This window comes from Sinomonas sp. B1-1, assembly GCF_050474465.1.
Lineage (GTDB): Bacteria > Actinomycetota > Actinomycetes > Actinomycetales > Micrococcaceae > Sinomonas > Sinomonas flava.
The window spans coordinates 123782-149867 of sequence record NZ_JBCHVF010000006.1 but is presented as its reverse complement, the minus strand read 5'-3'; the positions used below and the strand labels follow the sequence as shown (position 1 = coordinate 149867).

17 protein-coding genes, 2 tRNA genes and 2 pseudogenes are annotated in these 26086 nt (G+C 71.1%); 10 read left to right on the top strand and 11 right to left on the bottom strand.

Features of this window, described 5'->3' with window-relative positions:
- Nucleotides 1-23: 23 nt before the first annotated feature.
- Nucleotides 24-542: a very short patch repair endonuclease gene (locus ACQ5BE_RS11135; RefSeq protein ID WP_430297086.1), complete on the bottom strand. Its 519-nt coding sequence runs from the start codon at nucleotides 540-542 to the stop codon at nucleotides 24-26.
- Nucleotides 543-687: 145 nt separating this feature from the next.
- On the opposite strand from ACQ5BE_RS11135, the gene ACQ5BE_RS11130 reads away from it, so the two are divergent.
- Together ACQ5BE_RS11130 and ACQ5BE_RS11125 are read left to right on the top strand one after the other, a co-directional pair.
- Nucleotides 688-1152: a thiamine pyrophosphate-binding protein gene (locus ACQ5BE_RS11130; protein ID WP_430297085.1), complete on the top strand. Its 465-nt coding sequence runs from the start codon at nucleotides 688-690 to the stop codon at nucleotides 1150-1152.
- Nucleotides 1149-2288, top strand: coding sequence for an enolase C-terminal domain-like protein (locus tag ACQ5BE_RS11125; protein WP_430297084.1), 1140 nt, complete (start codon nucleotides 1149-1151; stop codon nucleotides 2286-2288). Before ACQ5BE_RS11130 ends, ACQ5BE_RS11125 begins: the two co-directional genes overlap by 4 nt.
- 118 nt (nucleotides 2289-2406) lie before the next feature.
- Here the strand turns inward: ACQ5BE_RS11125 and ACQ5BE_RS11120 are convergent, their stop codons facing one another.
- The 6 genes from ACQ5BE_RS11120 to ACQ5BE_RS11095 form a co-directional block, all read right to left on the bottom strand.
- A complete protein-coding gene (locus tag ACQ5BE_RS11120; protein ID WP_430297083.1) occupies nucleotides 2407-3261 on the bottom strand; it encodes an aldo/keto reductase in 855 nt (284 codons plus the stop codon).
- Nucleotides 3262-3365: 104 nt separating this feature from the next.
- A complete protein-coding gene (locus tag ACQ5BE_RS11115) occupies nucleotides 3366-3806 on the bottom strand; it encodes a hypothetical protein (RefSeq protein ID WP_208712821.1) in 441 nt (146 codons plus the stop codon).
- Between the two features lie 8 nt (nucleotides 3807-3814).
- Entirely contained in the window at nucleotides 3815-4444 is a 630-nt protein-coding gene (locus ACQ5BE_RS11110) for a bacterial proteasome activator family protein (RefSeq protein WP_430297082.1), read from the bottom strand.
- A 93-nt stretch (nucleotides 4445-4537) separates the two neighbouring features.
- The gene (locus ACQ5BE_RS11105) at nucleotides 4538-4786 is read right to left on the bottom strand and encodes a YbdD/YjiX family protein (protein WP_430297081.1); all 249 of its coding nucleotides are present in this window, start codon (nucleotides 4784-4786) and stop codon (nucleotides 4538-4540) included.
- Nucleotides 4786-7083, bottom strand: coding sequence for a carbon starvation CstA family protein (locus ACQ5BE_RS11100; RefSeq protein ID WP_430297080.1), 2298 nt, complete (start codon nucleotides 7081-7083; stop codon nucleotides 4786-4788). Before ACQ5BE_RS11100 ends, ACQ5BE_RS11105 begins: the two co-directional genes overlap by 1 nt.
- A gap of 128 nt (nucleotides 7084-7211) precedes the next feature.
- Nucleotides 7212-8195, bottom strand: a complete 984-nt coding sequence (locus tag ACQ5BE_RS11095) for an NAD(P)H-quinone oxidoreductase (protein ID WP_430297079.1) — start codon at nucleotides 8193-8195, stop codon at nucleotides 7212-7214.
- A 73-nt stretch (nucleotides 8196-8268) separates the two neighbouring features.
- Between ACQ5BE_RS11095 and ACQ5BE_RS11090 the strand changes: the two genes are divergently transcribed.
- From ACQ5BE_RS11090 to ACQ5BE_RS11075, 4 genes and pseudogenes are all read left to right on the top strand, one after another.
- Nucleotides 8269-8356: transfer RNA gene (locus ACQ5BE_RS11090), tRNA-Ser, on the top strand.
- 195 nt (nucleotides 8357-8551) lie between these two features.
- A complete protein-coding gene (locus tag ACQ5BE_RS11085) occupies nucleotides 8552-9355 on the top strand; it encodes a VOC family protein (protein ID WP_430297078.1) in 804 nt (267 codons plus the stop codon).
- Nucleotides 9356-9485: 130 nt separating this feature from the next.
- Nucleotides 9486-11979, top strand: a pseudogene (locus ACQ5BE_RS11080) (ExeM/NucH family extracellular endonuclease); the annotation flags it as partial.
- A 177-nt stretch (nucleotides 11980-12156) separates the two neighbouring features.
- A pseudogene (locus ACQ5BE_RS11075) lies at nucleotides 12157-14118 on the top strand (bifunctional metallophosphatase/5'-nucleotidase); the annotation flags it as partial.
- Between the two features lie 114 nt (nucleotides 14119-14232).
- Here ACQ5BE_RS11075 and ACQ5BE_RS11070 read toward each other — a convergent pair.
- Nucleotides 14233-16185 carry an FAD/NAD(P)-binding protein gene (locus ACQ5BE_RS11070; RefSeq protein ID WP_430297077.1) on the bottom strand — a complete coding sequence of 651 codons (1953 nt, stop codon included), beginning with the start codon at nucleotides 16183-16185 and terminating at the stop codon, nucleotides 14233-14235.
- 38 nt (nucleotides 16186-16223) lie between these two features.
- Between ACQ5BE_RS11070 and ACQ5BE_RS11065 the strand changes: the two genes are divergently transcribed.
- The gene (locus tag ACQ5BE_RS11065; protein WP_430297076.1) at nucleotides 16224-18386 is read left to right on the top strand and encodes a prolyl oligopeptidase family serine peptidase; all 2163 of its coding nucleotides are present in this window, start codon (nucleotides 16224-16226) and stop codon (nucleotides 18384-18386) included.
- A gap of 229 nt (nucleotides 18387-18615) precedes the next feature.
- Nucleotides 18616-18707 (top strand) — tRNA-Ser (locus ACQ5BE_RS11060).
- Nucleotides 18708-18772: 65 nt separating this feature from the next.
- On the opposite strand, the gene ACQ5BE_RS11055 is transcribed toward ACQ5BE_RS11060, so the two are convergent.
- Both ACQ5BE_RS11055 and ACQ5BE_RS11050 read right to left on the bottom strand, forming a co-directional pair.
- Nucleotides 18773-19792 (bottom strand): hypothetical protein, encoded by a 1020-nt coding sequence (locus ACQ5BE_RS11055; RefSeq protein ID WP_430297075.1) that lies wholly within the window; start codon nucleotides 19790-19792, stop codon nucleotides 18773-18775.
- A gap of 120 nt (nucleotides 19793-19912) precedes the next feature.
- Nucleotides 19913-22075, bottom strand: coding sequence for a RecQ family ATP-dependent DNA helicase (locus ACQ5BE_RS11050; protein WP_430297074.1), 2163 nt, complete (start codon nucleotides 22073-22075; stop codon nucleotides 19913-19915).
- Between the two features lie 143 nt (nucleotides 22076-22218).
- Between ACQ5BE_RS11050 and ACQ5BE_RS11045 the strand changes: the two genes are divergently transcribed.
- Nucleotides 22219-23943 (top strand): thiamine pyrophosphate-dependent enzyme, encoded by a 1725-nt coding sequence (locus tag ACQ5BE_RS11045; protein ID WP_430297073.1) that lies wholly within the window; start codon nucleotides 22219-22221, stop codon nucleotides 23941-23943.
- Between the two features lie 179 nt (nucleotides 23944-24122).
- On the opposite strand, the gene ACQ5BE_RS11040 is transcribed toward ACQ5BE_RS11045, so the two are convergent.
- Nucleotides 24123-24554 carry a VOC family protein gene (locus ACQ5BE_RS11040; RefSeq protein WP_430297072.1) on the bottom strand — a complete coding sequence of 144 codons (432 nt, stop codon included), beginning with the start codon at nucleotides 24552-24554 and terminating at the stop codon, nucleotides 24123-24125.
- A gap of 77 nt (nucleotides 24555-24631) precedes the next feature.
- On the opposite strand from ACQ5BE_RS11040, the gene ACQ5BE_RS11035 reads away from it, so the two are divergent.
- Nucleotides 24632-26077: a phosphomannomutase/phosphoglucomutase gene (locus ACQ5BE_RS11035; RefSeq protein ID WP_430297071.1), complete on the top strand. Its 1446-nt coding sequence runs from the start codon at nucleotides 24632-24634 to the stop codon at nucleotides 26075-26077.
- Nucleotides 26078-26086: the final 9 nt, after the last annotated feature.

Sequence of the window (26086 nt, the reverse complement as noted above, 5' to 3'; positions counted from 1 at the left end):
TTACCCCCTTGCCGCCGAATCAATCAAGAGCCCGGTTCGCTCCGGGCCGTCCGGACCGCCGCCGCAATCCGTCCGGCGACGTCGTGCGGGTCCTCATGGCTCCAGAAGCGCAGGACCCGCCAGCCCGCCGAGATGAGCGCTGCGGTTGTCTCCGCGTCCCGCTCCCGGTTGCGCGCGATCTTCGGCCGCCAGTAGTCGACGTTGCGGGCGGGCTCGATGTAGTGCTCGGGACAGCCGTGCCAGTAGCAGCCGTCGATGAACACGGCCACGCGGGCACGGCTGAACACGAGATCCGCTGTGCGGCGCAGGGTCGGAACCGGCCTGACCGCCACTCGGTACCGCAGGCCCATGGCGTGGACGGCGCGCCGCACTCGCAGCTCGGGCGCGGTGTCCCTCGAGCGGTTGCCGAGCATCGTCTTCCGGATCGCGGGCGACGACGCCCACGAGCCGTTCCCCCTGCCGGCCTCCGACGGCGGTGACCCGCCGACGGCGGGCGCGTCGCCGCCGTCGTGCGCCTCCTGAGGCGTCCCGGCGTGGCTCATGCGGCCCAGCGTACGCCTGGCCCAGCCGCCCCCTTGAGGAGACCGGCCCCGTGGATGCGTTTCGGGCCGCCGCCCGGGGGTACAGCGGCAGACGCCGCACCCGAGTGGAGGCGGCGCGTCAACCAGCAAGGGGAGAGAAGCTGACATGGCGTCACAGAACGTTGCAGAGTACCTGCTCGACCGGCTCACGGGGTGGGATGTCGAGACGGTCTTCGGCTATCCGGGCGACGGCATCAACGGCATCGTGACCGCGCTCGGGGCGGGCAAGAGGCCGAAGTTCGTCCAGGCTCGGCACAAGGAGATGAGCGCGTTCGAAGCCGCGATCCATCGTGCGCGCAGTTCCCTCGGCGGCTCCTACCAGCAGGAGGTGGACCTGCCGACGCTCTTCAGACTTGGCGCCGCCTGGGACGAGGCCCTCGGAGCCACCCGACGGACCGTGCTGAACGTCCGGACCGATCCGAACGTGCCGCCCATCCCGCCCCATGCGACGCTCGAACAGGCGATGAATGCCGCCAAGAGCGCGATCAAGGGCGATCCCAACGCGTGGGACTTCATCAAGGAGGGCCTCAAGACCAAGGTCCAGGAGCTGCTGCCCGGGCACCGCTCATGAGCGGGGTGAAGGACCCCGCGACGGGAGCGCCCGTCTCCGGCGCGCCGGTCTCGGAGGTCCGGGCCGCGGCCTACACGGTGCCCACCGACATGCCGGAGGCGGACGGGACGTTCGCATGGGACTCGACGACCATTGTCGTCGTGCAGGTGAAGGCCGGCGGCGTCGAGGGCCTCGGCTACACGTACGGGCCCTCGGCGCTCGTCGGCCTTGTCTCGGACGCGCTCGCGCCCGTGGTCGTGGGATCTGACGCCTTCGCCGTCCCCGCCTGCGCGGAGGCGATGGCCCGCGCCCTGCGGAACATCGGCCAGTCAGGCGCGGGCGCCTACGCGGCGTCGGCCGTCGACTGCGCGCTGTGGGACCTCGCCGCGCGGCTCGCGGGGCTTCCGCTCCACCGGCTCCTCGGAGCGGCGCGGGAGGACGTGCCGGTCTACGGCAGCGGCGGGTTCACCACCTACGCGGACGGGCAGCTGTCGGACCAGCTCGGCGGATGGGTCGCGGACCAGGGCATCCCGCGGGTCAAGATCAAGATCGGCCAGGACCGGGGCTCGGCCGAGCAGCGGGACATCGAACGGATGCTCGTCGCCCGGCAGGCCATCGGTCCCGACGCCGAACTGTTCGTCGACGCGAACGGCGCCTACACGCCCAAGCAGGCCGCGCGTCTGGCGGCGGCTGCCCACGGGGCGGGATTCTCGTGGTTCGAAGAGCCGGTCTCGAGTGAGGACCTCTCGGGCCTGCGCTTCGTGCGGGAGTCCATCTCCGCGGACGTCGCCGCCGGCGAGTACCTCACCCGGCTGGCCGACGTCGAACGCATGTGCGCGGCGGGCGCCGTGGACTGCGTCCAGGCCGACGTGACGCGGTGCGGGGGGATCACGGGCTGGCTCCGGGCTGCCACTGTTGCGCAGGCGCACGCCGTCGGGTTCTCGGGGCACTGCGCCCCGGCAATCTCGGCGGCGCCGGCCGCGGCCGCGCCGGCGCTCCGCCACCTCGAGTGGTTCCATGACCATGTGCGTCTGGAGGCGATGCTGTTCGACGGGGTGCTGGACCCCGCCGGTGGCACGATCACCCCGGACCCGGGCCGGCCGGGGAACGGGCTGACATTCAAGGACTCGGACGCGGAACAGTTCCGGGTGGCCTGACCCTGACCCCCGCACCCCCGTCTGGGGGTCACGTTCTGGGAGTCAGATCCTGGAGGTCACATCACGTGACCCCCAGGAGGTGACCCCCAGACGGGTACAGGGGCGACCAGTCTGACGGTCAGGCGAAGTCGGCCGTGGCGGGGTCGGCGCCGATGCGGCCGGACGCGCCCTTGTCGAGCGCCGAGATCGCCTCCACGTCCCCGGGCTCGAGGTCGAGGGCGACGGCCGTCCAGTTCTGCGCGATGCGCTCCGGCGTCACAGACTTGGGGATCACCACGTTGCCGAGTGCGAGGTGCCAGCCGAGCACGAGGTTCGGGATGCTGACCCCGTACTTCTCGGCGATGCGGCCAAGCACCGGATCGGCAAGGAGATCCTTGCCCTGGCCGAGCGGGGACCAGGCTTCGTGCAGGATCCCCTTGGACTTCTCGAACTCGCGCAGCTCGGCCTGCGGGAAGTAGGGGTGCGTCTCGACCTGGTTGATGACCGGCAGGACGCCGGTCTCCCGCTCGATCTCCTCGAGGGCCTCCACCGTGAAGTTGGAGACGCCGATCGAGCGGACCCGCCCGGACTCCTTGAGCTTCACGAGCTCCTGCCACGTCTCGACGTAGAGGCCTCGCTTGGGCTGGAGCCAGTGGATGAGGTACAGGTCGACATAGTCGAGGCCCAGCTTGTCGAGCGACGCCTCGAACGCGGGCTGCACCTTGCCACGGCCCTGGTCGGCGTTCCACAGCTTGGTGGTGATGAACAGGTCCTCGCGGGGCAGGCCCGACGAGGCGATGGCGCGGCCGACGCCCTCCTCGTTGCCGTAGATGGCGGCGGTGTCGATGTGCCGGTACCCGACGCGGAAGGCCTCGGCCACCACCTTCTCGGCGACGCCGTCCTCGACCTGCCACACGCCGTAGCCGAGCTGGGGGATGGTGTTCCCATCGTGGAACGTGAGCACGGGTGACGTCAGGGTTTCTGCGGAAGTCATGCGCTCCATCCTGCCACCGTGCGTGCCGCCGGCAAGGAGTTTGCCGGGATTGCCCTGCGAGATTCGCGATCCGCGAACGCGGGAATAGAAACCGGTCTCCGACCTCAGCCGCGCAGGAGCCCCTCGGCCTCCTCCACATGCTCGAGGACGGTCGCGGCGCGGCGCTGGACCGAGAGCGCGCCGACAGGGACCGGGCCGACGGCGAGGCGCAGCATCGCAGCTGCTTCAGCCGTGGTCGCCAGGGCGTTGCCCGCCCGGGACAGGGCACGGTGGAGGGCGGCGAAGTCGCCGGGGATCTCGTAGCCCTCGCTCGGGGCCCGCTTCTGCGCCTCGACGCACACCGCCCGCACCCGTGGAAGCAGCTCGGCGAGGGCGTTCGCGATCACCACGAGCTCGCTGTACAGCGTGTCGTCGTCGATCCCTTCGAGCACCTGGTGGAACCTGTCGAGGCCGCGCCGGAAGCGGTCGTGGGCGCGGCGCCAAAGGCCCTTGCCGAGCTCTGCGTCGTCGCGCCGCCCCGACAGGGCGGCCTTGAAGAGACCCACGGCCGCGCTCACAGGTACTGGCCCGGACCGTGGTCCGACCGTTCCCCGGGCCGCACGCCGGCCCCGTGCGGTGAGCGCTGCGGCTCCCCGTTCTCGCCGATGACGACGCCGGGGGCGATCATCGTCCCCGGCGGGAGCTGCCGCAGCTGCACCTGGGCGGCGGCGAGCTGGTGGGCAGCCTGCTGGGCGGCGATCGCGGTCTGGATCCCGTGGAAGAGTCCCTCGAGCCATCCCACCAGCTGGGCCTGGGCAATGCGCAATTCCCCTTCACTGGGGACGGCCTCGTCGGAGAACGGCAGAGTGATGCGGTGCAGCTCCTCGACCAGCTCGGGCGCGAGACCGTCCTCGAGCTCCGCGATCGAGCGCTCGTGGATCTCCGCCAGGCGGTTCCGCGCCGCCTCGTCGAGCGGCGCACCCTTCACTTCCTCGAGCAGCTGGCGGATCATCGTGCCGATCCGCATGACCTTCGCCGGCTCGTCCACGAGCTCCTGGAGGCTCGCCCGCCGCTCGCGGCCCGGGACGGACGACGCCGCGACGCCGGCGGCCGCGGGCCCCTCGACGGGGGTGCCCTCCACCGCCTCCTCCGCCTGGTCGCCGAGGCCGCTGGAAGGCGTGTTCTCGTTCCCGGGTTCAGTCATGGGGCCATACTCTCACGAGCCGCCTCCCCGGCTGGATGGCCACCATCGGCCGGGGCCGGGGCCCAGCCCGCCCGCGGCCGGCCCTGGCCCCGGTCAGCAGCAGCGGCCCTGCGGATTGGCGTCCTGCCGGTCGGCGTGGTCGCGCCAGAACTCGCGCTCGGTCATGGCCGCATGGTCGCACCGGCCGGCGGCCGTCTCCGCGCGGTGGTGCTCGAGGTACTTCTCGTAGGCGTCCGCGCCCATGACGCCGCGCAGGTACGCCCGCGCGGCGGTGAGGGACGAGCGGACGGCGGCGAGCGCCGTCGTCCGTCCCTCACCGCGCGCGGGAGGCGAGCCGCTCATCAGTGGTGCGCCGCCGGGGTGGTGTCGAGGCCGGCGTCCCTCCACTGTGCGAGGACGGCGCGCTCGGCAGGCGTCGGGACCACCCCCGCCGGGGCGAAGACACGCGAGGGCACGGCGGGGTCCTCCTGGTCCGTGTCCACGCCGATGCCGCGGAAGGCCTTCACCGTCGCGATGAGCGCGGTGATGATCACGATGATCGAGAGCACCACGAACACGACGCTCAGGACCCCCTGCACCATGGTGTTGCGGACCACGGCCTCCATCGCGGCGACGGTCTTGGCTGTGCCGAAGGAGGTCTTGCCGTCGGCCAGGGCCTTGGCGAACGCGGCGTTCTGCGCGAAGTACCCCACCGCCGGGACGGGCGAGAAGATCTTGTACGCGCTCGCCGTGATCGTCACGACCGCCGCGAACGCGAGCGGGAGCGCCACGATCCAGAGGTGCCTGAACGACCTGCGCTTGGCCGCGATCGCCAGGCACACCGCCAGGGCGATGGCCGCCAGCAGCTGGTTGGCGATGCCGAACAGCGGGAAGAATGTGTTGATGCCACCGAGCGGATCGGTCACGCCGAGGATGAGGATGTAGCCCCAGCCCGCGACCATGATCGCCGTGCACAGCCACGCCCCCGGACGCCACGAGGTGTCCTTGAACTTCGGGATGAAGTTGCCGAGCGAGTCCTGCAGCATGAAGCGGGCCACACGGGTGCCGGCGTCGACCGCCGTGAGGATGAACAGCGCCTCGAACATGATCGCGAAGTGGTACCAGAACGCCGCCAGCCCTGCACCGCCGATGAACTGCTGCATGATGTGGCTCAGGCCGACGGCGAGGGTCGGGGCGCCGCCGGTACGGGAGACGATGGAGGGCTCACCGACACTCTGCGCCGTGCTCGCGAGGAGGTCCGGGGTCACGTTGACGCCCGCCAGGCCGAGCCCGTTGACCCACGCGGCGGCGGATTCGACCGCACCGCCGGTGAGGTTGGCCGGGGAGTTCATGACGAAGTACAGGCCTCGGTCGATGGACACGGCCGCGACGAGCGCCATGATCGCGACGAACGACTCCATGAGCATGCCGCCATAGCCGATGAAGCGGGTCTGGCGCTCCTTCTCGATGAGCTTGGGCGTGGTGCCGGACGAGATGAGCGCGTGGAATCCGGAGAGGGCGCCGCACGCAATCGTCACGAAGAGGAACGGGAACAGGCCGCCCGCGAACACGGGGCCGTTGTCCTTGAACGCGTACTCGCTGAATGCGGGCACGGTGATCTCGGGGCGGACCACGATGATCGCGATTGCGAGGAGCGCGATGACGCCGATCTTCATGAAGGTCGAGAGGTAGTCGCGCGGGGCGAGCAGGAGCCATACGGGCAGCACCGCAGCGATGAAGCCGTAGACGATGATCCCCCAGGCGATCGGGAGGCGGTCCAGGTGGAAGAGGGCCTGGCCCCAGCCGGTGTTCGCCACGGCCCCGCCGCCGATGATAGCGGCCATGAGCAGCACGAAGCCGATGATCGAGACCTCCATGACCTTGCCCGGGCGGATGAACCGCAGGTACACGCCCATGAAGAGCGCGATCGGGATGGTCATGGCGACCGAGAAGACGCCCCAGGGGCTCTCGCCGAGGGCATTCACGACGACCAGCGCGAGGATCGCGACGATGATGATCATGATCAGCAGGGTGGCGATGAGGGCAGCGGTTCCGCCGACCACGCCGAGTTCCTCGCGGGCCATCTGACCGAGCGATCGGCCGCCGCGGCGCATCGAGAAGAACATCACGAGGTAGTCCTGCACCGCGCCGGCCAGGACCACGCCGACGATGATCCACAGCGTGCCGGGCAGATACCCCATCTGCGCGGCCAGGATCGGTCCGACCAGCGGGCCCGCACCGGCGATCGCCGCGAAGTGGTGCCCGAAGAGCACGTTGCGGTCGGTGCGGACGTAGTCCTTGCCGTCGGCCTTGTACTCTGCCGGAGTCGCGCGGACGTCGTTCGGCTTGAGCAGGTACTTCTCGATGTACTTCGAGTAGAACCGGTAGCCGATGAGGTACGTGCAGACGGCGGCGAACACGAACCAGATGGCGTTCACCGTCTCGCCGCGGACCAGGGCGAGCATGACCCAGGCGAGTCCGCCGACGAGGGCGATCGCAGCCCAGATCGCGATCTTGGTCGGGGTCCACCTGCGATCCTCGGCCTCGAGCGTCGCGGGGTCGACGGCGACCGGCGGCAGGGCCGGGTCCTGGGCCAGTCCTGGCCCCCGTCCGGGTGTGGTCTCCGACGCTCCCCCAGCGTCGCGAGAGACGGAACTCATGGTGCTCCTCCTCGAGCGAAGTGATCAGACGGTCCCGACCATAGCCACACCGAACGTCCGGTGGGAGCCGGGGTTCCGGGCCCTGCCGTCCGGTGCGACGAGCGGTAGCCGAAGCGCGACGAGCGGCGCTAGAGGGTGAGGAGCACCTTGCCGACGTGCTCCCCCGAGTCGAAGTACTCGTGGGCCGCGGCGACCTCCGCGAGGGGGAAGGTCTTGTCGACGAGCGGCTTGATGCGCCCATCCGTCACGAGGGGCCACACGTGCTCCTTGACGGCCGTCATGATGACCCCCTTCTCCTCGACGGGCCGCGGGCGCAGTGCCGTGCCGATCACGGCAGCGCGCTTGTTCAGGAGCATCCCCAGGTTGAGCTCCGCCTTGGCGCCGCCCTGGAGGCCGATGACGACGAGGCGCCCGTACGTGGCGAGCGCCTCGATGTTGCGCTCGAGGTACTTCGCGCCGACGACGTCGAGGATCACGTCCGCGCCGCGCCCCTCGGAGGCATCGCGCACGGCCTGGACGAAGTCCTCCTCGTGGTAGTTGATGGCGACGTCCACGCCGAGGAAGGCCCTGGCCGTCGAGACCTTCTCCTCCGTCCCGGCCGTCGCCGCGACCCGCGCCCCGTACGCCTTGGCGAGTTGGATCGCCATCGTGCCGATCCCGCCGGTCGCACCGTGCACGAGGAGGAGCTCGCCGGGCTGCAGCTGGGCGGTCATGAAGAGGTTCGAGTAGACGGTCGCGGCCGTCTCCGGCAGGCCCGCCGCGGTGACCAGGTCGACGCCCTCAGGAATACGGAGCACCTGCTCCGCGGGCACGGCGACCTGTTCCGCATAGCCCCCGCCGGACAGGAGCGCGACGACCTTGTCGCCCGCCGAGAAGGGCCGCGCCACGTCGGGCCCGAAGCCTGCGATCCGCCCGGAGACCTCCAGCCCCGGGACCTCCGACGCCCCCGGGGGCGGCGGGTAGAAGCCCCGCCGCTGCTGGACGTCCGCCCGGTTGATGCCGGCGGCCACGACGTCGATGAGCACCTCGCCCGGGCCGGGCACCGGCGCGTCGACCTCGCGCACCTGCAGGACGTCGGGCCCTCCGGGCTCGGCGATGAACACGGCCTTCATGCTGGACGCTCCTCTGCGGGTGGAGGGGTCGGTTTCACGAGATTGCTTGCCTGTGAAACACTACTAGGCACAGGGAAGGTTGTCCGAGCGGCCTATGGAGCTGGTCTTGAAAACCAGTGTGCGGTCACCCCGTACCAAGGGTTCAAATCCCTTACCTTCCGCGTGTGCATGGTGGGGAAGCGGTGCCCTCCGGACCAGGTCCGGACGGCGCCGCTTCCCTGTTTCTGTCCGTGCGCAGGAGCGGCTGCCGCCGGACCGGCGTCAGGCTCACGGGAGCCTTGAAAAGTGTCAGACCCCCCGCTTAGCGTCGGAGGCGTTCGGCTAGACACGCGCTCGACCACCTCGAGGAGCCTCCCATGCCCGCACCACAGCTCACTCCCGGCGCACCCTGCTGGGCCGATCTCATGACGAGCGACATCGAACGCTCGAAGGAGTTCTACAGGACGCTCTTCGGCTGGACGTACGAGGCCGGCGACGAGGAGGCGTACGGAGGCTACGTCACGGCGTCGAAGGACGGCCAGGCGGTGGCGGGCCTCATGCGCCGGATGGAGGACCAGCCCGGGATGCCGGACGTATGGACGGTGTACCTGGCGAGCGAGGACCTCAACGCGACAGCAGATGCCGTGGCCGAAGCTGGGGGGCAGGTTTTCCTGGCCCCCATGGAGGTGCCCGAGCAGGGTCACATGGCCGTGTTCGGCGACGCCGGCGGCGCGGCATTCGGCGTGTGGCAGCCCACCGGGATGAGGGGCTTCGGCAAGGTCGCCGAGCCGGGCTCTCCCGTCTGGTTCGAGCTGCACACGCGGGACTATGACAGGAGCGTGGACTTCTACCAGAGGGCGCTCGCCTGGAAGACCTCGGTGATGAGCGACACCCCCGAGTTCCGCTACACGACCCTCGGCGAGGGCCGGAACTCCCAGGCCGGAATCTTCGACGCGGCACGCGACCTGCCGGAGGGCGTGCCGTCGCACTGGACCGTCTACTGGGGCGTCGAGAACACGGACGAGGCCATCGAGAAGGCCATGGCCATGGGGTCCACCGTCCTCATGCCGGCTGTGGACACCCCGTTCGGCCGCATGGCCGCCATCACTGACCCTATGGGCGCACCCTTCCGGATCATGCAGGACCTGGGCCAGGGCGGGGAGCAAGGCGTCGAGGGGTAGACGCTCCAGGGCGTGTCCCCCGCACCCGGACACGCCCCCGCCCGCATCCTGAAAACTTCCGTTCACATTCGGCTGGTTCGCTACGGCGTGTCCCATCACTGCCCATCACTCCTGTGAAAGAGAACTGAATATGGGGAATCCTTTACGGAGAGCGGCCCTTGCCCTCTCCGCGGTGGCTGTTGCGTCGCCGCTAGTCACCGCGCTCCCAGCCGCGGCCGCCGACCTTGCGCCCGGCGTCGTCATCAACGAGGCCTACCTCTCCGGCGGCAGTGCCGGCGCCGCGTTCAAGAACAAGTTCGTCGAGCTGCGCAACACCTCTGCCCAGGATGTCGACCTGAGCACGTGGTCGCTGCAGTACCGCTCGGCGACCGGGACGGGCCCGTCCAACGCCACGGTGAGCCTGAGCGGAAAGACCATCAAGGCTGGCGGCTACCTGCTCGTCGGAGGTGCCACGAACAGTGCCACGTCGACGGCTGCCGACCTCCCGGCACCGGACGTCTCCTCCGCCTCGCTCAACCCCTCCGCCACCACCGGCACGCTCATCCTGGCTCGCACGACCAGCGCACTCACGCTGCCGACCGGGAGCCTCACCGGCAATCCGGACGTCGCCGACCTGCTCGGGTACGGCGCGTCGAACACGTTCGAGACCAAAGCCGCAGCCGCGCCGTCGGCCACCACCGATGTGCGCAGCCTCAACCGCGCCGGCGGCAGGGACACCGACGACAACTCGGCGGACTTCACGCTGAGCACCGCGATCACCCCGCAGAATTCGGGGTCCGCCGGCACGGGCACAACTCCCGACCCCAAGCCGGCTGTCCAGGCCATTGCCGACATCCAGGGCACGGGCTCCGCGAGCCCCCTCGCGGGCCGGACCGTCACAACGCGGGGCAAGGTCACCGCCGCGTACGCGACCGGCGGATTCAACGGCTACTACATCCAGACGCCCGGCACTGGAGGGACCCCGGCGGACGAGCGCACAGGATCGGATGCGATCTTCGTGTACTCCCCGGCGACGGCCGGCAGCGTGCATCGCGGCGACTACGTCGAGGTGACCGGACCGGTGAGCGAGTACTTCAACCTCACCCAGATGAGCGTGGCGGCCTCAGGCCTCAGGGTCCTCTCCGAGGCTGTGCCGGAGGTCAAGGCGACACCGTTCGCCCTCCCCCTGTCCGAATCGGCGAAGGAATCGCTCGAGGGCATGCTCGTCGCCCCCGAGGGCCCCTTCACGGTCACGGACAACTACTCGCTGAACCAGTACGGCGAGATCGGCCTCGCCGCGGGCACGTCCGCGCTCGTGCAGCCGACGGCGCTCGCACCCTTCGGCTCGGACGCGTACAACGCGGCAGTCGCCGACAATGCGGCACGCCGTGTCACGCTCGACGACGGCGCCACGACCAACTTCCTCAGCAACGCCCTGACGAAGGCCCAGCCGCTCCCGTACCTCACCGCCACCGATCCGGTCCGGATCGGCTCGCCCGCGACGTTCTCCGGCGACGCGGTCTTCGACTGGCGCAACAGCACGTGGAAGCTGCAGCCGCTCGAGCAGCTCACGCCGTCGAACGCCGCAACGGCCCAGCCCGCGCACTTCGGCAACACCCGCGCGGACAAGCCGGCCGACGTCGGCGGCACCCTCAAGCTGGCCACGTTCAACGTGCTCAACTACTTCCCCACCACGGGCGACCAGCTCACGGGGTGCACCTACTACACCGACCGCGACGGTAATCCAGTCACCGTCCGCGGTGGCTGCGATGCACGCGGCGCCGCCAACGCGGAGAGCTTCCGGCGGCAGCAGGCCAAGATCGTCGCGGCGGTCAACGACTCCGGCGCGGACGTCGTCTCGCTCGAGGAGATCGAGAACTCGGCGAAGTTCGGCCTGCCGAGGGACGCTGCGGTCGAGAACCTCGTCAACGCCCTCAACGCCGCCACCGGCGCGGCCACGTGGGCCTTTGTCCCGAGCCCCTCGGTGGTGCCGGCGCAGGAGGACGTGATCCGCACGGCCTTCATCTACAAGAAGCACGTGGCGCAGCCGATCGACGAGTCGGTGATCCTCGACGACCCCGCCTACACCGGGCTCGCCCGCCAGCCGCTCGCGCAGGCGTTCAAGCCCGTGGGCGGCAACAACGCGGCCAAATTCGTGGCGATCGTGAATCACTTCAAGTCCAAGGGCTCCGCTGCCACCCCGGAGGACACCGACAAGGGCCAGGGCGCCTCGAACCTCGCCCGCACAGCCCAGGCCCGCGCGCTGGTCGGCTTCGCGGAGCAGATGAAGGCCGCCGCCAACACGGAGAAGGTATTCCTCCTGGGCGACTTCAATTCCTATGCCTTCGAGGATCCGATGGCCGTGCTCGCGGAGGGGGGCTACATCGACCAGGGACCGCGCACCGCCGGCAAGCACTCGTACGCCTTCGGCGGCATGGTCGGCTCGCTCGACCACGTGCTGGCCTCCCCCGCGGCGGACGCGACCGTGAGCGGCGCCGACATCTGGAACATCAACTCGGTCGAGTCGGTGGCCCTCGAGTACAGCCGCTTCAACTACAACGTCACCGACTACTACGCGCCGGGCCCGTTCCGGTCCTCGGACCACGACCCGTTCGTGATCGGCTTCAACCTCACCTCGAAGTCCGACAACGCCGGGAACCCGCCCGGACAGACGAAGTGACCCGCACCCACACTGGAGGAATGACACTGTGAACCACAGATTCCGCCCGCTCTCCGGCGGGCTCGTCGCGGCTGCCGTGGCCGCGAGCCCCCTCGCGGCGATCCCGGTCTCGGCCGCCCTGGCCGCCCCGGCAGCCGCCGCCTCGACGGTGGACGTCCGCCTGATCAACATCAACGATTTCCACGGCCGCATCGACAAGAACACCGTCAAGGTCGCCGGGACCGTCGAGCAGCTCAAGGCCTCCGCGCCGGGCGGCAATGCCGTCCTGCTCTCCGCGGGGGACAACATCGGCGCGTCCCTGTTCGCTTCCGCGAGCCAGGGCGACCAGCCGACCATCGACGTGCTCAACGCGCTCGACCTCAAGGCCAGCGCTGTGGGCAACCACGAGTTCGACAAGGGCTTCGCGGACCTGACGGGCCGCGTCGTCGACGGCGGCGCGATCGCGAGGTTCGACTACCTCGGCGCGAACGTCTACCTCAAGGGCACCCAGACGCCGGCCCTGCCGGAGTACCGGGTCGTCGACGCCAACGGCGTGCGCGTGGCCGTGGTCGGCGTCGTCACCCAGGAAACGCCCATGCTCGTCTCCCCGGGCGGCATCGCCAACCTGGACTTCGGGGATCCGACGGACGCCGTCAACCGTGTCGCGGGCCAGATCAAGGCCTCCAACGCGGCGGACGTGATCGTGGCGGAATACCACGAGGGCGCCGGCGCCGGCACCCCGGAGGGCGCGACCCTCGAGGCCGAGATCGCCGCGGGGGGCGCCTTCTCGAAGCTCGTGACCCAGACGTCGGCCGACGTGGCGGCGATCCTCACCGGCCATACCCACAAGGAATACGCCTGGGACGGCCCCGTTCCCGGGCAGCCGGGCAAGACCCGCCCCGTGCTGCAGACGGGCAGCTACGGCGAGAAGATCGGCAGTATCGACCTGAGCGTCGACACGGCGACCAAGCACGTCGTCGCCTACTCGCAGGGCAACATCAAGCGCACCACCGCGGACGACGCCGGGCTGGCGGCCCAGTTCCCGCGCGTCGCCGCGGTCCAGGGCATCGTCGACAAGGCGCTCAAGGCGGCCGACGCGATCGGCGGGACGCCGGTGGGGGCGGTCACCGCCGACATCACCACCGCGTTCTCCGGGGGCACGCGGGACGACCGCGCGTCGTCGTCCACCCTCAGCGGTCTCGTCGCCGACTCGCTCCTCGACTCTCTCAAGGATCCGACCCTGGGCGGCGCGGAGATCGGCGTCGTGAACCCGGGCGGCCTCCGCTCGGAGCTCTACTACGCGCCGGACGGCGTCGTCACGTACGCCGAGGCGAACGCCGTCCTGCCGTTCGTGAACAACCTCTGGACCACGTCGCTCACCGGTGCCCAGGTCAAGACGATGCTCGAGCAGCAGTGGCAGCGCGACGCGGCGGGCAAGGTCCCGAGCCGTCCGTACCTGCAGCTGGGCACCTCGAAGAACCTCACCTACACCTTCGACTCGACCCGGCCGGAGGGCGACCGCATCACATCCGTCCGCATCAATGGCGCACCGATCGACCCGCAGCGTTCGTACCGCGTCGGCACGTTCAGCTTCCTCGCCCAGGGCGGGGACAACTTCCATGTGTTCGCACAGGGCACGTCCACGCGCGACTCGGGCCTGATCGACCGAGACGCGTGGATCGGCTACCTGTCCGGCCACCAGCCGGTCGCGCCGGACTTCGCCAAGCGCAGCGCCGAGGTGCTGAACGCGCCGGCCACCGTCACCGGCGGCCAGCAGCTCTCCGTCACCGTGCAAGGCCTCGACCTCACCTCGCTCGGCTCGCCGACGAACACGCAGCTCTCGCTCACCTACTACCCGGCGTCCGGCGAGCCGCGGCTCATCGGCACCTTCGCGGTGGCCGGCGGCAAGGCAGCCCTGGACTTCCGCGCTCCGTACGCGCTGCAGGGCGGGACCTTCGTGGCCTCGGCGCTGGAGTCGGGTACCACGGTGACGCTGCCGGTCTCGGTGCCGACGGTGACGGGCTCCTGCCTCGACCTCGGTTCCACCCTCGATCGCCCGGGCGACCGGTCAGCCCAGGCCCTCGAGTCCCTGGCGAAGAACTACGCGAAGGTCTGCGCCCGCTGACCTGACGCGGGTCCTTGACGGGGCCTGAGGCCCGCACGGGGCACGCACGGCGACGGCCGGGCCTTCCCCACGGAAGGCGCCGGCCGTCGCCGTACCCAAGGCCGCCGGCTGGGCTCAGGCGCCGAAGCCGAGGATGTCCCTCGCAATCGCGTCCGCGTCGCGGAGCGTGCGCTGCCCACTCGGGTACGGGGCGCCGTCGTGCGCCTCGCCGGGGGCAGCGAACGCATGGGCCTCGGCCGCGATCGCCGTCCCCCACTGCACCGCCGAAAGCTGGAGCCCGAGGACGTACAGCCCCTCGACGGGCTGCCCGTTCACGTCCAGCGCGCGGTAGGGCGGCGCCGTGACGTCGAGACCGGTCGAGGGGCGCGGGACGCCGTCGGTACCGGCAAGGAATCTGGGGCGCACGAGGCCGTCCGCGAGCAGCCCCGACAGGAGCGCGGAGTCCGACTGCGCGACGACGTTGGCAGGGGCGAGGGCCTCGACGAGGTACCTCGAGCGCACCTCGGGCGCCGCCACCCACGGGGACGACGCCGTGAATGCCGGCTCCGAGCGGTCGATCGAGAAGCGCGGCTCGGGCCCGACCGTTCCCACGACGCCTGCGCGCATGAGCGCCGCCATCTGCCGGATCCGCAGGGCCGGCGGGCCGCTCGCGAGCCCCTCGACGAGGCCCTCGAACCAGGCGCGCAGCCCCGAGACCCAGGACTCCTCGGTGATCCCGCCGTCCGCGACCGCCTCCTTGAGCACGGCGCGGCCGCGGTGCAGCGCGGCGATGGCCATCTTGACCGGGTCGTCCTCGCCGCGCGCGCTCCCCGCGGCGTCCTCGTCGAGGTACGCGAGCACGCGGGCGTCGAGGTCGGACCGGTCCTGCGCGTGCCAGCCGGCCAGCGGTGCGCCGAGCGCGCGGAGGTCGAGCCGCCGAGCCGGGGCGACGCCGTCGCGCGCCACGCGCGCCACGCGCGGCTCCCACGCGGGGCCCTCGACGGCAAGCGCCTCGTCGAGCCGGGCGAGGAACCCCTCGGACACGGACTCGGGCTCGACCCGCGCGAGCGTCGAGTAGTAGGCCCAGAGGGTGTCGCGGTGCAGGAGCGGCCACAGGTCCTGGTCGAAGGACGGCTCGATGCCTGCCCGCCGGGGGGCCAGGGCAGCGGCCCGGGTGAACCAGCGCAGCCGGATGGAAGGGGCGTAGTACGAGTCCAGTTCCGCCTTGCCGCGGTAGGGCACCCCGCGCCGTGACGCCGCGACGATCCGCGGCTCCTGCCCGGAGGCCTCGTACGCGAGGCGCCCGTCGGGCCGTTCCGAGAACCGGCCGCCCCGGCCCTCGGTGAGCTGGACCATGACGTCGAAGAAGTTCAGCCCCATGCCGCGCACCAGGACGGTCTTCCCGGCCGGCAGCCTGTCCCAGTCCACATCCGCCGGAGCCGCCGGCGGAAGGTAGGTCAGGCCGAGCCGTTCGGCGGATTCCGCCAGGACGCGCTGGTCACGGCCGAGCCGCGACTGGACGTGCCCGAGGGCGAGCACGACGGCGTCGGCCTCCCGCGCGCGCCCGCTCGCCGTCGTGACCGCGAACCCGTGCGGAGTGCGCCCGACCCGGGCCACCTCCTGCGGCACGTGGCGCACGACGGCGCCGGACGGCGCAGCGTCGAGGATCGCCTGCCACGTCTCGGCCAGGTAGCGCCCGTAGAGCGCCCTGGGCGGGAACCCGCTCGCGTCGAGGCGGCTGAGCTCGGCCTGCTCCTCGGGGCCGAGGCCGCACTGTCCCGCGCGGATCGCGTCGCGCTGCGCGGCGCGCCACGCGTTGAAGCTGGTCCCGGCGAGGGGCTTGGCCATGCCCGGCTCGCTCGGGATCACAGTGGGATAGAAGGAGGGCGTGTTCATCAGGAACAGTCGCGGCTGCCCTGTGCGCCAGACCTTGCCCGGGCCCGGATCGAAGGGGTCGTAGACGGTGATCTCAAGCGTGGTCCCCGGGGCCCACTGCGCTGCCCGGACGGCGAGCAGCCGCTCCACCGCGGAGAGTCCGCGCGGCCCGCCCCCCACCACGGCTACGCGCTGCACACCTCCCCGGACCATAGGGTTGAGCTTAACCCGCGGCGTGGAAGGATGGGCCCATGACCCCGGACACCACCCCTGCCGAGACAGCGCAGCCCGCCGACACCGAGACGTGGGCCCACCTCCCCGGGGAGCCTGTGGACGAGAACCTGTGGCTCGAGGACATCCACGGCGAGGACCAGCTGGCGTGGGTGCGCGAGCAGAACGCCCGCACCGAGGACCTGCTCGTGGACGCCGAGTACGCGCAGCTCGAGGCCCGCATCCTCGAGGTCATGGACTCGACGGACCGCATTCCGATGGTGGCTAAGCGCGGCCACTGGTACTACAACTTCTGGCGCGACGCCGAGCACCCCAAGGGCGTGTGGCGGCGGACCCGGTGGGACAGCTACGTGACCGAATCGCCCGAGTGGGAGGCGGTGCTCGACCTCGACGCGCTCGCCGCCGCCGAGGGAACCGAGTGGGTGTGGGGCGGGGCAAGCTTCCTCCGCCCGGATGACAACGTCTCATGGCGCCGCTGCATGGTCCGGCTCTCCCCCGACGGGGGAGACGCCGCGGCCCTGCGCGAGTACGACGTCGAGGACCGCGCCTTCGTGGATCCCGCAGCAGGCGGCTTCGAACTGCCGGCCGCCAAGGGCGGGGTGGACTGGATCGACGCCGACACGCTGCTGGTCTCCTCGACCCTCGGCGAGGACGCCTCGACTACGTCCTCGTACCCCCGCATCGTGCGGAAGCTGGCACGCGGCTGCGATCTGGCGGACGCCGAGACCATCTTCGAGGTCCCCGCGGAGCACATGATGGCCTCCGCGGGCTTCGACGACACCCCAGGCTTCGAGCGGCTCCTCGCGAGCGACCGGATCAGCTTCTTCGACGTCCAGCACTCGGTCTGGGTGGACGGGGCCTGGGCGCCGATCCCCGTGCCCACCAATGTCGACGTGGACCTGCACCGCCAGTGGATCCTGTTCCGGCCCCAGCGCGATTGGACCGTCGGCGGAAGCAGCGACGGGCGGGTGTACCCCGGCGGCTCCCTGCTCGTGGCCGGCTTCGACGAGTTCATGGCAGGGTCACGGGACCTCACCGTCCTGTTCACCCCCGATGAGCACACCTCGCTCCAGTCCTGGTCCTGGACGAAGAGCCACCTCATGCTCAACCTGCTCCGCGACGTCTCCTCCGAGATCCGGGTGCTCACGCCGCCGGAGCCCGGGTCCGGAGCGCACGACGCCGAGTGGTCGCCTCGGACGCTCGACGCGTGCCCGCCGCTGCACCTCGTCGAGAGCTTCGCCGTGGACGACGAGGACCCCGAGGCAGGCGACGACTACTGGCTCATCGCGACAGGATTCCTGACGCCCACCACCCTCCTGCGCGGAACCCTCGGCGGGGAGCACGCGGCAGTCAAGCGGGCGCCGTCGTTCTTCGACGAATCCCGGTTCGAAGTGGAGCAGCACTTCGCGGTCTCCGCGGACGGCACGCGGGTGCCATATTTCCAGGTTTCCCCCCTCGGACTCGAGCTGGAGGGAACTGCCCCGACCCAGCTCTCCGGCTACGGCGGGTTCGAGATCGCCAGGACGCCCGCCTACTCCGGCACGGTCGGCAGGGCGTGGCTCGAGAAGGGCGGCGTGTACGTCGTGGCGAACATCCGCGGCGGCGGCGAGTACGGGCCCGCGTGGCACCAGGCGGCGCTCAAGGCGAACCGGCACCGGGCCTACGAGGACTTCGCCGCGGTCGCCCGGGACCTCATCCGGCGCGGCGTCACCTCGCCGCAGCATCTGGGCTGCTCGGGCGGCTCGAACGGCGGCCTGCTCGTCGGGAACATGCTCGTCCACTATCCGGAGCTGTTCGGGGCGATCTCCTGCGGGGTGCCGCTCCTGGACATGCGCCGGTACACGAAGCTCTCCGCGGGCTACTCGTGGATCGCCGAGTACGGCGACCCGGACAAGCCAGAGGAGTGGGAGTTCCTCCGGACCTTCTCGCCGTACCACCTGCTGCGTGACGGGGTGGAGTACCCGGACACCTTCATCTGGACGGCGACCTCCGACGACCGGGTGGGGCCCGTGCAGGCGCGCAAGATGGCCGCACGCATGGAGGCCATGGGGATCCGGAACGTCTGGTTCCACGAGGCCCTCGAGGGCGGCCACGCCGGAGCGAGCGACAACCGGCAGGCGGCTGCGCTCCAGGCCCGCAGCCAGACTTTCCTGTGGCGGGCACTGACCGGGTCCCTGCACTAGCCCCCTTCTGGGGGTCACGTTCTGAGGGTCACCTCCGGTGACTCCCAGAAGGTGACCCCCAGAAGGTGACTCCCAGAAGGTGACCCCCGGAAGGTGACCCCCAGAACGTGACCCCCAGAAGGTGACCCCCGGAAGGTGACCCCCAGAACGTGACCCCCAGACGGAAGGGCGGGGCGCTTTTGCGTCTCCGCCACCGTTCTGGGTACGCTTGTCAGGCTGGCGACAGCAAGGAGACGTGCCAGAGCGGCCGAATGGACTTCACTGCTAATGAAGGGTCCGGGGAAACTTGGACCGGGGGTTCAAATCCCCCCGTCTCCGCCATGTGAATACGAGATGCGCCCCCGGTCTTCGGACCGGGGGCGCTTCTCGCTTGCGCCGGCTGGGGCTCAGTGGCGTGTCTTGGACCAGAAGAGGATCCCGCCCGCGACCGCCAGGGCGATCATGATGCCCCATGCCAGCGGACCCGGTGCCCAGGCGGAGGCAGCGGTCTGGGAAGAATGCTCCGCGGGTGTGCCGGTGGAGGCCTGCCAGTCCCCGCCGGCGGGGTGGTCGGCGGTCGCGGCGGGCGAGGGCGCGGATGGCGGCTGCGGCTCCGCGCTCGGGGGCGCCGGGGGCGGAGCAGGCGCAGCTGCCGTCGGCGGAAGCGGCTGCTGCTGGCTGTCGGGGCACGGCGCCGAGGAGAACTGATGAGTCCACTGCGTCGGCCCGCCCATCGAGTACCCGGGCCGCGCGGAGGCGATAACGGTGACGGTGCCGAACGCTGAGTTGGACCCGGCGGCGAGGAGGGTCTCCCCCACGCGGTAGTCGACTCCGATGATCCGGGGCACGAGGACGGCGTCGCGGTCGGTGCCGCACGGGTCCGAGAACAGCGGGGCATCAGCCGCCACCGCGACGGGGCAGGGTGCGGTGAGGTCCGCAGCGGCGGAGGTCGCAAGCGCAGCACCCTCCGGGGCCTGGCTCACGCTCGCCGTGTAGGCGTGCCCGGTCGAGAGCGGGACGATCATGTCAGCCGACCCGGTGAACCTCCCCGACGCCGCCTCGTGCCCGGCCTCGTCGGTGATGCGGTAGGCGAGCATCGCGCCCTGGTCGGTCTGGGCCGCCAGGCGCACCGAGTCGCAGGCCGAGCGGACGAGGCTCACCTGCGCCTTGGGCGGCGCTGCGGACGGCGTGGGGCTCGGGGTGCTCGTCGGGGACGGCGGCTGGGGAAGCAGCTGTTGGGGATCCGGAGACGGATTCAGCTGGTCCGCAGGGGTCTGGAGGGGCGGTCTCGCGGCTGCAGCCGTGGCCGGGCCGGCCTGGGGGACCATGAGCAGCTGGAGGCCCAGCATGAGGGCACCGAGAACGGCGGCACACAACGCCAGGCGGCGGACAATCGGCGGGGCCTTGCGGCTCACGATCTGGGCCATTCCCTCCTGTGGCTGGCGATCGGTCGGCTCCAGCCTATCGAAATGAGACCATTTCGTGATCATTGTGTGATCTGCGACACGGAGCGTGTCGAGCGATGCCCCGTCGCCCGCCTCCTCGCCCTACCCGGCCTGGGCCAGCGCGAGCGGCAGGACCGCCCCCGCTCCCTCCCGTCGCAGCAGCCTTCCGGCCACTGTCGCGGTCCACCGGCTGTCCACCAGGTCGTCGACGAGCAGCACCGGCTGCCCCGCGACCCGGGCGAGTGCCTCGCGGAGGTGGGGGCCGACGTCGAACGCCTCCCAGACCCCGGCGAGCCGGAATGCGCTGTTGCCGCCGCCCTGCCCGGGCCGAGCGGCACCGGTGCGCTCGAGCGACCCGAGGTACGGGAGCCGCCCCACCTGGGCGATGCCACGCGCGAGCGAGTCCACCAGCCGCGGACGCGTCGCGGAGGGGACGCTCACGACGGCGGCGGGTCGCCCAGCGCCGCTCCACGGGCCCGCCGACGAGTCGCCCTGCGCCCATGCCGCCAGGAGCTCGACACAGGCGCGCGCGAGCGCCGGGGGAACTTCCGCGTCGGGGGCGCCGGCGGCGAACAGCTCGCGGAGCGGTCCCCCATAGCCGAGGTCGGTGAGGCGGGCGAGTGCCCGGCCCTCGGCGAGCTGCTCCTCCGCGGAGATCCTGCCCTTGACCCGCACCCCGAGCTTCTCCATGCCGCTGGGCCACTGGGCCCGCGGCTCGATGGGGACGCCGGCGTGCCGCAGCTTGGCACCGGCGCGCTCGAGCAGCGACGGGTCGACGTCGTCCGGGAACCAGCGGCCGGCGCAGTTGTCGCAGCGTCCGCACGGGGCTGCCGTCTCGTCGTCGAGCACGCTCGTGATGTACTCCATGCGGCACCCGGCGGTCTCCTCGTACACCACCATCGAGTCCTGCTCGGCGACGCGCGCCTCGGCGATGCGGGCGTACCGCTCGCCGTCGTACTGCCACGGGATACCCGTGGCCTGCCATCCGCCGCCAACCCGCTCCACCGCCCCGTCCACGGCGAGGACCTTCAGGAGCAGCTCGAGCTGGGTTCGGCGCAGCTCCACGAGGGACTCGAGCGCCACGGTCGAGAGGGGTCGGCCGGCTTCCGAGAGCGCCGCGATGACCGCGTTGGCCCTGCCCTCGTCGGGCATGGACGCTGTCGCGAAGTAGCGCCAGATGTCGCGGTCCTCAGGGCCGGGCAGGAGGAGCACGTCAGCGTTGGCGGAGCCGCGCCCAGCACGTCCCACCTGCTGGTAGTAGGCGACCGGGCTCGACGGCGCCCCCAGATGCACGACGAAGCCGAGGTCCGGCTTGTCGAACCCCATTCCGAGGGCGCTCGTCGCGACGAGCGCCTTGACCTGGTTGTCCTTGAGGAGCTGCTCGGCCTGCTCGCGCTCCGCCGTGTCGGTCTTGCCCGTGTAGGCCAGCACGCGGTGGCCGGCCTCGGCGAGGATCCGGGCCGTGTCCTCCGCTGCGGAAACCGTGAGCGTGTAGATGATCCCGCTCCCGGGCAGCCCCTCGAGGCGGGCGAGCAGCCACGCGAGGCGGTGCCCGGCGTCGGGCAGCGCCAGGACGCCGAGGCGCAGCGACTCCCGCCCGAGCGGCCCCCTCAGTGTGAGGACGTCCGTGCCGAGCTGCTCCTCGATGTCCCGGACGACGCGGGCGTTGGCGGTGGCCGTCGTCGCGAGGACGGGGACCGACGCCGGGAGCTCGTCGATGAGGGCCGCGATGCGGCGGTAGTCGGGCCGGAAGTCGTGGCCCCAGTCCGAGATGCAGTGGGCCTCGTCCACCACAAGCAGGCCGGTGCGGGCGAGCAGTTCAGGCAGGTGCTGCTCGCGGAACCCCGGGTTCGTGAGCCGCTCCGGGGAGATGAGGACGACGTCGGCCGCGTCGGCCTCGAGCGCGGCGTGCACCTCGTCCCATTCGAGCCGGTTCGCCGAATTGATCGCCACGGCCCGCACGCCGGCGCGTGCGGCGGCCGCGACCTGGTCCCTCATGAGCGCGAGGAGGGGCGAGACGAGGAGTGTGGGCCCGGCGCCCTGCGCGCGCAGGAGCAGGGATGCCACGAAGTACACGGCGGACTTGCCCCAGCCGGTGCGCTGGACCACGAGGGTGCGCCGTCCCTGGGCGACGAGGGCCTCGATGGCTTCGAACTGTCCAGGGTGGAAGTCGGCGTCGTCCCGTCCGACGAGGGTGCGCAGGACCCTGCGGGCGTGGTCGCGGAGACCGTCACCGCGACCGTCCGCCTCGTCACGTTGTGTCATATTTTCCGCTGAATGGGCTGCTTGCTGCGGGCTCGGGACCATGTCTTCCAGTATGGCCGTGACCTCCGACACTTCACGGTGACCCGAGAGTTCCCGTCCCGATACCGTAGTGGCATCTCAGTGCCAACGAGAAGGAACGTGTCATGACGGCGACGGTGCCGCCCCTTTCTGATGCCACCCTGCCGGAGCAGGCAGGCCAGTCCCCCGAGCAGAAGCAGTCCCAGCCGAAGCAGCCCGAGCGGAAGTCCGCGGGCCACGTGATCGTCGATTCCCTCGCCGCCCATGGCGTGAAGCGGACGTATGTGGTTCCCGGCGAGTCGTTCCTGGACGTGCTCGACGGCCTCCACAACGCCTCGATCGAGACGGTCGTGTGCCGCCACGAGGGCGGCGCGGCCTACATGGCCGAGGCCGACGGGAAGATGAACCAGCTCCCCGGCGTGGCCATGGTCACCCGCGGGCCCGGAGCGGCGAACGCGCACGTCGGCCTGCACACCGCGTGGCAGGACTCGACCCCGATGGTGCTGTTCGTCGGGCTGATCCCGTTCGCGCACCGCGACCGCGAGGCGTTCCAGGAGTTCGACATCAAGTCCTGGTTCGACACCGGCGCCAAGCGCGTCATGGTCCTGGACCATGCCGAGCGCGCCTCCGAGATCGTCGCCGAGGCGATGTTCGCCGCGATGAGCGGGCGCCCCGGCCCCGTGGTCGTGGGCCTGCCGGAGGACATCATCCAGCAGGAGATCGACGCCGAGATCCACCCCGTGATCCCCGTGGCCGAGGGCGGCATGACCGTCAGCGACTGGAAGGCGCTCAAGGCGGCCCTGTCCGAGGCGGAGAAGCCGCTGTTCGTCGTCGGCGGCAACGACTGGACCCAGGAGGGCGCCACCGCGCTGACCAACTGGCTCGAGGACCACAGCATCCCGGCCGCGGCCGAGTGGCGCTGCGAGGGCACCATCCCGTTCGACTCCCCCTCCTACGTCGGCCCGATCGGCTACGGCCGCCCGAAGCCGACCTACAACCTGCTCGAGGAGACGGACCTGCTGGTCTTCGTCGGCACCGTCCCCGGGGACGTCATCACCGACGGGTTCCTGGTCCGCCAGGACTGGGCGAAGAAGAACTTCCTCGTCACGATCGACCCCTCCCTGCGCGGGCGCTCCGGCCCGGTCTCGCACCAGATCGTCGCCAAGCCTGACTCGTTCGTGCGCGACCTCGTCCTCATGAACCTCCCCGCGCGCGAGCAGTGGAAGGCCTGGACCGAGCGCATGCGCGGCGAGCAGGAGAAGTTCTCCGCCCTGCCCCCGGCCACGCCCACCGACGGCCAGGCGCGGATGGACACCCTCATGGCCAACCTCTGCGCGTCCCTGCCCGAGGACGCCATGATCACCCTCGGCGCCGGCGAGCACACCAACTGGGCCCACCGCTACTTCCCCACCCAGAAGTACGCGTCGATGATCTCGGCCCGCAACGGCTCCATGGGCTACTCCATCCCCTCGGCCGTCGCCGCCTCCCTGGCCCACCCGGGCCGGCGCGTGGTGACGATCGCCGGCGACGGCGAGTTCCTCATGAACGGCCAGGAGCTCGCCACCGCGGCGCAGTACGGCGCGACTCCGCTCGTGATTGTCATGGACAACCAGGAGTACGGCACGATCCGCTCGCACCAGGAGCGCCACTACCCGCACCGCGTCTCCGGCACGCAGCTGAAGAACCCGGACTTCGCGCTGATGGCGCAGGCGTTCGGCGGATTCGGCGTCCGGGTGGAGAAGGACGCCGACGTTCCGGCCGCCCTCGAGGCCGCGCTCCGCGCGATCGACGAGGACAAGACCTTCGCCCTCGTCCACCTCATCGTCGAGCAGCGCGTCAAGGCCTACTGAGCCGCTGCCCGGCAACCGGCTGACGAGCCCACGCACGACGGCGCGTCCCCCGCTCAGGCGGGCGGCGCGCCGTCGTGCGTCCCGGCCTGGCCGCGATTGTCGGCCAACCGCGGGTGCACGGTGCCGCGACCCGCAGATGGCCGACAATTCCGGGGGCCTGCGGCCGGGGGCGGCGCGTCTCAGTCGGCGCCGAACCGGCCCCGGTGCTCGCGCGGGATGAGCGGCTTCTCGGCGCGGGCGCGGATCTGCTGGACGGCCCACGAGTTGCCGTCGGGGTCGTCGAAGCCGAAGAACGTACCGCCGTCGTCGGGCGAGAAGACCATGAGCTCCGAGCATTCAACGCCACGGCCCGTCAGCTCCGCCCGGGCTGCCTCGGCGTCCGCGACGACGAGCTGGAGGCCCTTGAGCGAGCCGGGCTCCATGGCGCGCTGGGGCGGCAGGTCGCCGAACACGATCGAGCAGCCGGAGCCCTCGGGCGTGAACTGGACGACGTGCATGTGCTCGTTCTTCGTGTCGTGGTCGAGGTGGAAGCCGACCTTGTCGCGGTAGAACTCGACCGAGTGGTCGATGTCGCTGACGGGCAGGATGACAACTTCGAGGGTCCAGTCCATGGGCTCAACCTAGGCGCGGCGTCCGCACGGCTCAAGATCCGGCTCCGGTGTCGGCGCCCCCCAGTAGAATCGAGCCCGTGACCAGCAACGTGAACGCCGCCCCTGACTCGACAAGCACCGCGCCCCTGACCGACCTGTCCGCGTCCTTCAAGGCGTACGACGTGCGCGGGATCGTGGGCGAGACCATCGATGCCCGCATTGTCGAGGCCGTCGGCGCGGCGTTCGTGGACGTGCTGGGCCTGGCCGGGCAGACGGTGCTGGTGGGCGGGGACATGCGTCCGTCGTCGCCGGACTTCATCGCCGCGTTCGCCCGGGGCGCGGCAGCCCGGGGCGGCAGGGTGGAGACGCTGGACCTGATCTCGACCGACGAGCTGTACTACGCCTGCGGCGCACTCAATGCGGCTGGTGCGACCTTCACCGCCAGCCACAACCCCGCGCAGTACAACGGGATCAAGATGGCCAAGCCCGGCGCGCAGCCGGTCTCCTCGGAGACGGGGCTGAAGGAGATCCAGGCGGCCGCCGAGGCGTACCTCGCCGCGGACGCCATCCCGACCGTGGACGAGCCCGGGCAGATCGCCGTCCGCGATGTCCTGCGCGACTACGCGGAGTACCTGCGCGGCCTCGTGGACCTGAGCGGCATCCGCCCGCTGAAGGTGGTCGTGGACGCGGGGAACGGCATGGCCGGCCTCACGACCCCGGCGGTGCTCGGCGACCAGCTCCTGCCGGGCCTGCCGCTGGAGATCGTCCCGCTGTATTTCGAGCTCGACGGCACCTTCCCGAACCACCCGGCCAACCCGCTCGAGCCGGAGAACCTGCGCGACCTGCAGGTTGCGGTCGTGCGGCACGGGGCGGATATCGGCCTCGCGTTCGACGGCGACGCGGACCGCTGCTTCGTCATCGACGAGAAGGGCGAGCCGGTCTCGCCGTCGGCCATCACGGCGCTCGTGGCGCGCCGCGAGATCGCACGGGCCAAGGCCGCCGGCGAGGCCGAGCCGGTCATCATCCACAACCTCATCACCTCCCGCGCGGTGCCGGAGCTGGTCCAGCACGACGGCGGCCGCCCGGTGCGCACGCGCGTGGGCCACTCCTTCATCAAGGCCGTGATGGCCGAGGAGGGCGCCGTGTTCGGCGGCGAGCACTCCGCGCACTACTACTTCCGCGACTTCTGGAACGCCGACACCGGCATGCTCGCCGCGATGCACGTCCTCGCGGCCCTCGGCGGGCAGGAGGAGCCGCTCTCCGAGCTCGCGGCCGAGTACGAGCCGTACGTGGCCTCCGGCGAGATCAACTCGGAGATCGAGGACAAGGCCGCCGCCGTGGCCCGGGTCCGCGAGGAGTACGAGGGCGACGACGTGGCGGTCGACGAGCTCGACGGCACCACCTTCTCCGCCGCGGACGGCACCTGGTGGTTCAACCTCCGCCCCTCGAACACGGAGCCGTTCCTGCGCTTCAACGGCGAGGCGAAGGACCGCGCGACCCTCGAGCAGCTGCGCGACACCGTCCTCGCGATCGTCCGGGCCTGACTGTGCCCG

Bases quoted from the DNA above. Each gene is read 5' to 3' on its own strand.
- ACQ5BE_RS11110 (WP_430297082.1), bottom strand. From the start codon at position 4,444: ATGACTGAACCCGGGAACGAGAACACGCCTTCCAGCGGCCTCGGCGAC.
- ACQ5BE_RS11050 (WP_430297074.1), bottom strand. From the start codon at position 22,075: ATGACACAACGTGACGAGGCGGACGGTCGCGGTGACGGTCTCCGCGAC.
- ACQ5BE_RS11095 (WP_430297079.1), bottom strand. From the start codon at position 8,195: ATGAAGGCCGTGTTCATCGCCGAGCCCGGAGGGCCCGACGTCCTGCAG.
- ACQ5BE_RS11105 (WP_430297081.1), bottom strand. From the start codon at position 4,786: ATGAGCGGCTCGCCTCCCGCGCGCGGTGAGGGACGGACGACGGCGCTC.
- ACQ5BE_RS11100 (WP_430297080.1), bottom strand. From the start codon at position 7,083: ATGAGTTCCGTCTCTCGCGACGCTGGGGGAGCGTCGGAGACCACACCC.
- ACQ5BE_RS11085 (WP_430297078.1), top strand. From the start codon at position 8,552: ATGCCCGCACCACAGCTCACTCCCGGCGCACCCTGCTGGGCCGATCTC.
- ACQ5BE_RS11135 (WP_430297086.1), bottom strand. From the start codon at position 542: ATGAGCCACGCCGGGACGCCTCAGGAGGCGCACGACGGCGGCGACGCG.
- ACQ5BE_RS11045 (WP_430297073.1), top strand. From the start codon at position 22,219: ATGACGGCGACGGTGCCGCCCCTTTCTGATGCCACCCTGCCGGAGCAG.
- ACQ5BE_RS11130 (WP_430297085.1), top strand. From the start codon at position 688: ATGGCGTCACAGAACGTTGCAGAGTACCTGCTCGACCGGCTCACGGGG.
- ACQ5BE_RS11120 (WP_430297083.1), bottom strand. From the start codon at position 3,261: ATGACTTCCGCAGAAACCCTGACGTCACCCGTGCTCACGTTCCACGAT.
- ACQ5BE_RS11125 (WP_430297084.1), top strand. From the start codon at position 1,149: ATGAGCGGGGTGAAGGACCCCGCGACGGGAGCGCCCGTCTCCGGCGCG.
- ACQ5BE_RS11040 (WP_430297072.1), bottom strand. From the start codon at position 24,554: ATGGACTGGACCCTCGAAGTTGTCATCCTGCCCGTCAGCGACATCGAC.
- ACQ5BE_RS11070 (WP_430297077.1), bottom strand. From the start codon at position 16,185: ATGGTCCGGGGAGGTGTGCAGCGCGTAGCCGTGGTGGGGGGCGGGCCG.
- ACQ5BE_RS11065 (WP_430297076.1), top strand. From the start codon at position 16,224: ATGACCCCGGACACCACCCCTGCCGAGACAGCGCAGCCCGCCGACACC.
- ACQ5BE_RS11055 (WP_430297075.1), bottom strand. From the start codon at position 19,792: ATGGCCCAGATCGTGAGCCGCAAGGCCCCGCCGATTGTCCGCCGCCTG.